Raw genomic sequence first — 7,936 nt, 5'->3', positions numbered from 1 at the left:
CCTTCTCGCCCTTGTGGCTGAGCTTGTCGTACCACTTCCAGAACTCGCCGAACTGCGCGTACCAGCCCGGATACTTATGCTCGAACCATTCGAAGTCGGCGTCGCGCTGCGCCTCGATGCGCCAGAAGTTGACCGGCCAGCCGACGGCGAAGAACTGCGCCACCTTGTGCACGTAGAACTTCTCGGTGAGGCGCTTCCAGGCCGTCTGGACGTCGTCGTGGTGGATCTTGATGCCGTACTTCTCGAGCGGCAGCATGTAGGTGCGGTAGTAGTCCTCGAAGATCCAGCGGTGCCACATCTCCGCGTAGGACTCCTTGTTCTTGTCGCGGTTGGTGGTGCCGTATTCGATGAAGGTGCCGATGGCGGCGTCGACGATCGCGTGGTTCTGCCAGAAGGCGTAGCGCAGGTCGCGTTCGAGCAGCAGATGGTTTTCCGGTTCCTTCAGCGCGGCCATCAGCAGCGAGTGGCCGTTGCCGATGTGGCGGCTTTCATCGGACTGCACCGACAGGAACACGGTCGGCAGCGCGTAATCGCCATTGCGGGCAGCTTCCGACGGCATGGCGACGAAGAGCGTGTTGGTGAAGGCGGTCTCGGCGACGACCGTCAGGTACATGCAGGCGGCCGTCATCGTGTCGCCGGTGATGAAGCCCTCGCCGAACTGGCGGCCGATCGTCGTGGCGTAGCACTTGCCGAAGGCTTCCTCGGTGATGTCGAACCCGGCCGGGTCGATGTAGTTTTCCATGTACCATTTCTTGAGGTTCATCTGGATGGTCGAGTGACGGAACTCGTCGACCATCTGCATGGTGAAGCCGGTGCGCAGGTCCTCGCCGGGGGCGAGGCGGGCGACCATCGCCATGGAGCGCGCCGCCGAGATTTCCGGGAACGGGATGATCGCCAGGAAAAGCTTCATCCACTCCACCCAGCGCGGCTCGACATTGCGGAACATGTCGCCGCGCAGCGCCGCGTCGAGAGCGCCGTAGACGCGATTGTCTTTCTCTTCCTGCATCGGGAAATATGAGCGCAGCACCTGCTTCATCGGGTCGCGCGGCGCCTTGGTGATCTTATAGTCCGTCGGGAAGGTCATCGCCTCCTGAACGTAGGTCGGATTCCAACCGAGGTCGGAAATCTTCTTGGTCGCCTCGCCCACGGAGATGCCGCGTTGCGAGGTTATCTTGTTGAGCGTCAAAGACGTCATAGCCATAAGCCTCCACCAGATTTGAGTTCCGGACCTCATGGCCCGGGCAGTCGCGGCACACACCGCCGCCAGTTGCAGATCGAACGGCAGGCGACAGGGGCGCAGTCGGGCACCCGGCCAACCGTTCAGTGGATCACGGCAAAGGTGTGCGACGAGATCTCCGGAATGCCCTGGCGCCAGGCGCCGTTGCGGCCGCGTGCGCGGTTTCCGGTCTCCTCCTCCGCTCCTTCGTTCTTGTGGCACCGCGCATCAGGCGCGATGGGCTTCTTATGCAAATCAGTGAAGCAAGGGGCGTGCCAGTTTGAGTTAACGCCCAAATCACCGACCGGTCGCCGGCAAATCAACTTGCATGCCGGCCTCAGATGTCGCCGCGCTCGGCCTGCGGCCATACAACTGTAAAGAATCGTTACATTCGAAATTTACATTTGTAATATTTCATAATTATTCGCAATCGCAAAATATTACTTCGCAAATGCAGCATAATCATTTGTCGACAACTTGCGAAGCCAACCCTATCCTTTAATACGCATACAGGCGAAGCAGCCAACGGAACGACCATGCCTGGAAAGGACGACCGCCCTCTGCCGGGGCGCCAAGAGCAAGACGACGTCACGTCCGACCTGGTCCGCCTGATGCCGCGCGACCTGGTGTTCACCATGCGCTTCCTCGGCGAGAGCCAGAATCTTTTGCAACGGCATTTCCAGGGCTTCATGGAAGCGGAGATGGCGGCCGCCGGCATGACCGAGGAAACGCATCCCATGATCCATGCCTTCATCGAACGGCACGCGCTGCTGATGCGCGATTTCGTCTTCTCGGGTGTCGCGCTCACCCGTCAGTTCCGGATCGAGGAGGTCGAGCGCCTGATCGGCGACCGCACCTCGCTGTTGCGCGTCGACATATGGGATCAGCTCAGGGGCCACATCGCCATGGCCGAGCGGCAATTCCGCAGCCAGGTTCCCGGCCTGCCGCAGCTCCTGTCTGGCTGGGCCGCGCCGGCGCCGAAGACTCCGCCGGACGATCGTTGAGGATGCCGTCAATGCCGCGAAGCAGAGCCGCTCCACGCTCCCAGGATCGCCGCCGGGTCTTCCCGCAACGCCTTGTGCGCGTCGGCCATGAGCGCGACCAGCACCTCTTTCGGGAGGCCGTTCAGGGCGGCTTGCGCCGCGCGAACCGCAGTCGCGTCCGGATCCCACGCCGCCTCTGCGATCGCCAGGCAGCATGGATGCTGTTGGCCGAGCCGCTTTTCGGCGGCTGCCTGCAGCGCCTGGAAGAAGGTCTTGCCGGTGGTCTCGAACATCTCAGGCCTCCCCCAACATCCCGGCCTCAGCAAGGAGGATTGCGATGACGGAACATGCGCGCGTGGAATTGCTGGAGAGACGCCTGTCGCTCGTGGCGGCCCTGTCGGCGCTGAACGCGGAGGCCCTGAAATGGACCCAGTTCCTAGGGGCAATCGAAATGGACATCCTGCGCATGGAGCTCGAGATCGGCCGGAGCGGCGCCTCCGAGCAACTGGTGCGGGACTTGCATGGCGCGCAAACGAGCGCCGATGGAATCCGCACCGCGCTGTCGGACTGCGAGGAACGCATCGCCGCCGCCGAGCGGCAGGTGGACGAGGTCGACCGCCTGCTGGCCGCGGCCTGATGTAAACGAAGGGAGATTGAAGCGTGAACCAGCAGAACATACGCCACCTGACATTGTTCGACCTGCTCGCCAGAAGCTGGACGCTGCCGTCGGCCGTCGAGGCTCTGCTCTTCAGCACCGACAGTTCCGTGGCGGCCTTTGCCTGCGCGAACGGGACGATTGCCCTTGCTTCGCTCGCCGACCCCGAGCCGCCGGAGTCGCGTGTCAGGGTAAGCGGCGATCTCGGCCAGACGACCATCCGGCCGCGCGAGAGGCCGCCGGTTCCACTCATCGTCACGGAGCATCTCCGCGACGGCGCGCCCCTGATTGCAGCGTCCGGACAATCCGGTTTCCTCGCAGGAGCGTCGGACGGCAGGGTTGTGCGCGTGACAGCGACCGGCGAGATCGACAACACGGACATCCGGCTGGACGGCGCGATCGTGGCCCTCGATCACGCCCGCGGGCAAGGCCTGACGGCCGTCAGCGACGGCGCGGACGTCCTCCTTGCGACCGCTTCGGGCGGCACCATCCGCTCGCTGCCGCGGCAGGGCGGCGGCAATGTCGCGGCGCTCGGCTTCTCTCCCTCGGGCCGGCAGCTTGCCGTGTGCCGCGGCAATGAGATTTCGATCTGGACGCTCGTGGGCGAACCCGCCCCGATCCGGACGATCGGTTTCCCCCAGGCGCCGGCAGCGGTGCGGTGGAGCGCCGACAGCGAATGGATCGCCTACCCGCTGGCATCCGGCGGATTCGGCGTCGCGCGCCTGGCCGACGGCAAGGCGGGCACCGTCAGCGATTTCCCCGCCAAGGTGCGCACCGTGTCGTGGAGCGAACGCGCCGACGCGCTGATAGCCTCCGGCGCCTTCCGCATCGCGGCCTGGTCGATGAAGCTTCCGCCGCTCGAAGGCGAGACCGGAGGCGCGCTCGTCACCGGACGTCCCGGCCTGGTGGTGGTCGAGGCGGTGGCCGGCCATCCGACCCGGCCGCTCGGCGCCGCCGGTTTCGCCAACGGTCAGATCGTCGTCGCCCGGATCGGCGAGCGCGACGAACTTCTGGTCAAGCAGTCCGGCGGAGCTGCCACCGCCCTGGCCTGGTCCGCCGATGGCCGCCATCTGGCGGCGGGCACGGCGGACGGAGGCGCCAGCCTCATCACTTTCCCCGCCCAGATGTTCAAGTGACGGGCGGCAACGAACAGGAGGAAACGATGCAGACACAACAGACACAGTTGACCCCGGAAGAACTGAGCAAGGACGATTTCTTCCAGCGGCTTGCCAAGCTGTCGGAAGAGATGGTGGCCAAGCACGGCAAGGATTTTTCGATGGGCGCGCTGGTGCTCGCGGCCCGCTGGATCGCGGAAAACCGCATCGGCGGCGAAGCGAGCGCGGGGAAGCCATCGTGACGGCGCCATGCCGCGGCGGCGCCGCGGCTGGCAGATCAGCAAAGGCGTCACGCCGGTGGATGCCGGCGGATGGCCATCTCGGCGCGCTCGCCCTGGTAGATAAGGCAGACCGTGCGCAGGAGCGACGCGAAGTTCGCGACCTCGCCATGCAGGTCCACGGCCTCCTCGTAGAGCGAAGCGACAAGGCGCGATACGGACATGCCTTCGCCGGCGGCGATGGCATCCAGTATTTCCCAGAACGCGGTCTCAAGCCTGATGCTCGTCGACTGTCCCGAGATGCGCAGGGAACGGCTGGTCTGCGTGAAGCGACGAGGATCCTGCCTGGCCAGGAGCTTGCACATGTCTCCTCCCGGTGTTTTTCGGGGAGCGGCGCCGATCCGGGCGCAGCTTGCCCAGGCGTTGCTTGCGCGGCTCCAGGTTTCATTGATGCCAATGGACGACATTGCGGCCTCCTGATGCGCGGAAGCGGCACGAGGCAACCGCACGCTGCCCCGCGACCTGGTTCGGCATCCCGGGCCTGGCCGGACGGCGTTCGCGCGGCCAGGCCCGGGATCGCAATCCCCCTGTCAGGGGATAAGCACCGCGCGGCCGTGGATCTTGCCGTGGTGGAGATCATGCAGCGCCCTGTTGGCGTCGGTGAGCCGGTATTCGACCGTCGTGAGGTCGACCAGGCCGCGATCGGCCAGCGCCATGAGCTCGACAAGCTCGGCCCAGGTGCCGACCAGATTACCGATGATGTTCTTTTCGGTGATGACCATGTCGACGGTCGGAACCTTGATGTCCTCGCCATAGCCAACGACATAGTAGCTGCCCATCGGCCGGGTCATCGCCAGGCCCTTGGCCGTGGTGCCCTTCTCGCCGACGAAGTCGATAACCGCCTCGGCGCCCTGGCCATCCGTCAGTGCCAGCACGGCCTCGACCTCGTTGCCGTCCGCCTTGACCAGCTTGTCGGCGCCGATGCGTCCGGCGAGCGTCAGCGAGTCGTCCGATTTGTCGACAACGATCACATCCGCCGCGCACATCGCCTTGAGGCACTGGATGCCGATGTGCCCGAGGCCGCCGGCGCCGATCACCACGCAGCTTTCGCCGGGCAGCAAATGCCGACTCGCCTTCTTGGCGGCACGATAGGCCGTCAGGCCCGCATCCGCGTAAGGCGCGACATCCTTCGGCGCCAGCGTCTTCGGCAGCGCCACGATGTTGCGCTCGGAGGTGCAAAGATATTCGGCGTAGCCGCCGTTGCAGTCCAACCCCGGGAACTTTCCCGGACCGTGCATGTCGAAGCCGCGGCGGCACGCCAGGCAGGTGCCGCCGGAGATCTTCGGATGGACGATGACCGGATCCCCGACCTTGATGCCTTCCACTTCCTTGCCGATCGCCTCGACCCAGCCGGCGTTCTCGTGGCCCATGATCAGCGGCAGCAGGGCGTCTCCGGTCGGATCCATATGCGGGCGCCATACGCCCTCGATGATGTGCAGGTCCGTCCGGCACACGCCGGCGCCGCCAATGCGCACGATCACATCCGTGGACCTGGTGATCTTCGGGTCCGGGACCTCTTGCTGGGAGACCCATTCGCTCCCGGTCAGGCTGTCGTCGTATCTGGTGAGAACCTGGGCTTTCATTGTTGTTTCCTCCGCGGGCTCGAGCATTGCGCCGGCCTTCGACCAGGAGATCAGCAACCCGCGTGCCAGATCACAAACGTCAATGAAATCAGCGATTTGAGATTCCCACCCCGGCACGAAGCCGTTCATCGGCTGAACAGCGCCGGGCACAAGCTGTCCAGTTTCCAGCCAAGCCCAAGTCGACGTCGCGGAGCGCCCAGCGTGCGCACGACGCAGCGGAGGAAGCATGTTGCACCAGTCCGGAATTGACCGCGCGCGTCAGGCCCTGGAACGGGGAGACCGGCTGCCCGGCGGGACGCTGCCGCCGACAATCGCCGAGAGCTGGCAGCGCTGCCGCGATCTCGGGCTCGACCCCCGCTCGGTCCCGAACGGCGAGGTGATCGCCTTCGCCGAGGTGACCCGCAAGCGCGAGCAGGTCGCGGCGCTGCGACGCCTGGCGATCGCCGAGATGAAGCTGCTGCATTCCCAGATCGCGGGATCGAATTTCATCATCGCGCTCGGCGATGCCGAAGGGGTGGTGCTGGATACGATCAGCGATCAGCACTTCGCCGACAGCACCGCCGCCCGGTCTGTCATCCCCGGCAGCATATGGAGCGAGGCTCGCTACGGAACGAACGCGCTTGGACTGGCGGCGGCCGGAAAGGAGGCCGTCGCCGTCTATGGGCGCGAGCACTATTTCGCCTGCCACGGCCATTTGAGCTGCATGGCCGCGCCCATCCTCGATTCGAACGGCCGGATCCTCGGCCTCCTCGACGCCTCCTGTTCCAACGAGGCCCGCCAGCAGCATACGCACGCTTTGGTTCGCATGGCGGCCGCCCAGATCGAAAACGGCCTGATCTTCCAGGAACGCACAGAGTGCTTCATCCTGGCCTTTCACCCCCGCGCCGAATATCTGGACACGCTTTCGGCCGGCCTGGTCGCCGTCTCGCGCGACGGCGAGGTGATCTCGCTCAACAGGCCCGGCACTTCGCTGCTCGCGGGTCTTCCCGCGGCCGCGGGCAGCCATTTCGACCACTTATTCGAGGCAAGCTTCGGAGCCACGATCAGCGGCCTGCTCAATGGTGGCGTCACCACCATCCGCGACCGGGCGGGCAGCGGCGTCTTCATGGTCTGCCGCCAGATAGCGCCGGGAGGACGCGTATCGCCGGCGCGGCCGTCCGGCGTCGCGCCAGCGCCCCACATTGACCATGCGCCCGATTTCGTATGCGACGATCGCAGCTTGAAGCGGGCCGTGGCAGAGATCGGCCGGGCCGCCGCGCTGCGCATGCCGATCCACATCACCGGCGAGACGGGAACGGGCAAGGAGTTGATGGCGCGCCATGTCCACACCGTCAGCGGCAGGAAAGGCGAATTCGTCGCCGTGAACTGCGGCGCGGTTCCGGAGCAGCTCTTCATAGCCGAGATCTTCGGACATGAGCGCGGCGCATACACCAACGCTCGGAGCGAAGGATCGCCCGGCCTCGCGCGCCTCGCCGACCGGGGCACGCTGTTCCTCGACGAGGTCGCCGACATCCCCCTGCCCGCCCAGACCGCGCTGCTGCGCTTCCTCGATTCCATGGAAGTCCGCGCGGTCGGCGGACAACACACGCACAGGGTGGATGTGCAGATCGTCTCCGCCACCAACCGCGATCTTTCCGAAATGGTCGCCGAGCGCAGCTTCCGCGCCGATCTGCTCTATCGGCTCAACGCCTTCACGCTGCGTCTGCCGCCCCTGGGAGCACGTTCCGATTTCGCGCTGATCGTGCGGCACCTGATGCGCAAGCTTGCGCCGGACGCTGCCATCACCGACGCCGCGATCACCGCGCTTTCGTTGCGGAAATGGCCCGGCAACATTCGCGAGCTCCACGCCGCGCTGCAGCGTGCGCTGGTCCGCGGGGTGGATTTCGTCGACGAAGGATCTTTCGACGATTGCCCGCCGCCGGACGAAACGGACAGTTGCGAAGCCTGCCACGGAAACCCGCTCGACGAGAACAGGTGCCGAGAAATTCGCCGGACCTATCGCGATGCATCCGAAAATATCTCGGAAACGGCCCGCCGGCTCGGCCTTTCGCGAACGACTGTGTACAAACATCTCGGCTTGTGATCGGCGATTCCAGCCTCCGAAGA

At 65.3% G+C, this 7,936-nt stretch carries 9 protein-coding genes; 5 read left to right on the top strand and 4 right to left on the bottom strand.

Annotation, left to right across the window (positions count from 1 at the left end; translation table 11 throughout):
• On the bottom strand, positions 1 to 1,195 hold a 1,195-nt coding region (locus EOD07_RS14555), incomplete at its 3' end, for a methane monooxygenase (protein ID WP_127235969.1).
• 557 nt (positions 1,196 to 1,752) lie between these two features.
• On the opposite strand from EOD07_RS14555, the gene EOD07_RS14550 reads away from it, so the two are divergent.
• Positions 1,753 to 2,220 carry a hypothetical protein gene (locus EOD07_RS14550; protein ID WP_127235968.1) on the top strand — a complete coding sequence of 156 codons (468 nt, stop codon included), beginning with the start codon at positions 1,753 to 1,755 and terminating at the stop codon, positions 2,218 to 2,220.
• An 8-nt stretch (positions 2,221 to 2,228) separates the two neighbouring features.
• On the opposite strand, the gene EOD07_RS14545 is transcribed toward EOD07_RS14550, so the two are convergent.
• Positions 2,229 to 2,492: a hypothetical protein gene (locus EOD07_RS14545; protein ID WP_127235967.1), complete on the bottom strand. Its 264-nt coding sequence runs from the start codon at positions 2,490 to 2,492 to the stop codon at positions 2,229 to 2,231.
• Positions 2,493 to 2,536: 44 nt separating this feature from the next.
• Between EOD07_RS14545 and EOD07_RS14540 the strand changes: the two genes are divergently transcribed.
• From EOD07_RS14540 to EOD07_RS14530, 3 genes are read left to right on the top strand one after another with little or no spacing between them, the layout of a single operon-like run.
• A complete protein-coding gene (locus EOD07_RS14540; protein ID WP_127235966.1) occupies positions 2,537 to 2,836 on the top strand; it encodes a hypothetical protein in 300 nt (99 codons plus the stop codon).
• Between the two features lie 23 nt (positions 2,837 to 2,859).
• A complete protein-coding gene (locus tag EOD07_RS14535) occupies positions 2,860 to 3,990 on the top strand; it encodes a hypothetical protein (protein WP_127235965.1) in 1,131 nt (376 codons plus the stop codon).
• Positions 3,991 to 4,016: 26 nt separating this feature from the next.
• Complete coding sequence (locus tag EOD07_RS14530) at positions 4,017 to 4,211, top strand: hypothetical protein (protein WP_073989725.1); 195 nt, start codon at positions 4,017 to 4,019, stop codon at positions 4,209 to 4,211.
• A 47-nt stretch (positions 4,212 to 4,258) separates the two neighbouring features.
• Here EOD07_RS14530 and EOD07_RS14525 read toward each other — a convergent pair whose 3' ends face one another.
• Both EOD07_RS14525 and EOD07_RS14520 read right to left on the bottom strand, forming a co-directional pair.
• Positions 4,259 to 4,552, bottom strand: a complete 294-nt coding sequence (locus EOD07_RS14525; RefSeq protein WP_073989707.1) for a ribbon-helix-helix domain-containing protein — start codon at positions 4,550 to 4,552, stop codon at positions 4,259 to 4,261.
• A 225-nt stretch (positions 4,553 to 4,777) separates the two neighbouring features.
• Positions 4,778 to 5,830: an NAD(P)-dependent alcohol dehydrogenase gene (locus EOD07_RS14520; protein ID WP_073989726.1), complete on the bottom strand. Its 1,053-nt coding sequence runs from the start codon at positions 5,828 to 5,830 to the stop codon at positions 4,778 to 4,780.
• A 226-nt stretch (positions 5,831 to 6,056) separates the two neighbouring features.
• Here EOD07_RS14520 and EOD07_RS14515 point away from each other — a divergent pair, with 226 nt between their 5' ends.
• The gene (locus EOD07_RS14515; protein ID WP_127235964.1) at positions 6,057 to 7,913 is read left to right on the top strand and encodes a sigma-54-dependent Fis family transcriptional regulator; all 1,857 of its coding nucleotides are present in this window, start codon (positions 6,057 to 6,059) and stop codon (positions 7,911 to 7,913) included.
• Positions 7,914 to 7,936 lie beyond the last annotated feature (23 nt).

The organism is Mesorhizobium sp. M2C.T.Ca.TU.002.02.1.1 (assembly GCF_003997225.1).
Note: the sequence above shows the minus strand (reverse complement) of the source record. Positions and strands in the feature narration are given on the sequence as shown.

What these genes read in the sequence shown, in the direction of transcription:
- EOD07_RS14525 (WP_073989707.1), bottom strand. Translation starts at nt 4,552, where the DNA reads ATGTGCAAGCTCCTGGCCAGGCAGGATCCTCGTCGCTTCACGCAGACC.
- EOD07_RS14520 (WP_073989726.1), bottom strand. Translation starts at nt 5,830, where the DNA reads ATGAAAGCCCAGGTTCTCACCAGATACGACGACAGCCTGACCGGGAGC.
- EOD07_RS14550 (WP_127235968.1), top strand. Translation starts at nt 1,753, where the DNA reads ATGCCTGGAAAGGACGACCGCCCTCTGCCGGGGCGCCAAGAGCAAGAC.
- EOD07_RS14540 (WP_127235966.1), top strand. Translation starts at nt 2,537, where the DNA reads ATGACGGAACATGCGCGCGTGGAATTGCTGGAGAGACGCCTGTCGCTC.
- EOD07_RS14545 (WP_127235967.1), bottom strand. Translation starts at nt 2,492, where the DNA reads ATGTTCGAGACCACCGGCAAGACCTTCTTCCAGGCGCTGCAGGCAGCC.
- EOD07_RS14530 (WP_073989725.1), top strand. Translation starts at nt 4,017, where the DNA reads ATGCAGACACAACAGACACAGTTGACCCCGGAAGAACTGAGCAAGGAC.
- EOD07_RS14515 (WP_127235964.1), top strand. Translation starts at nt 6,057, where the DNA reads ATGTTGCACCAGTCCGGAATTGACCGCGCGCGTCAGGCCCTGGAACGG.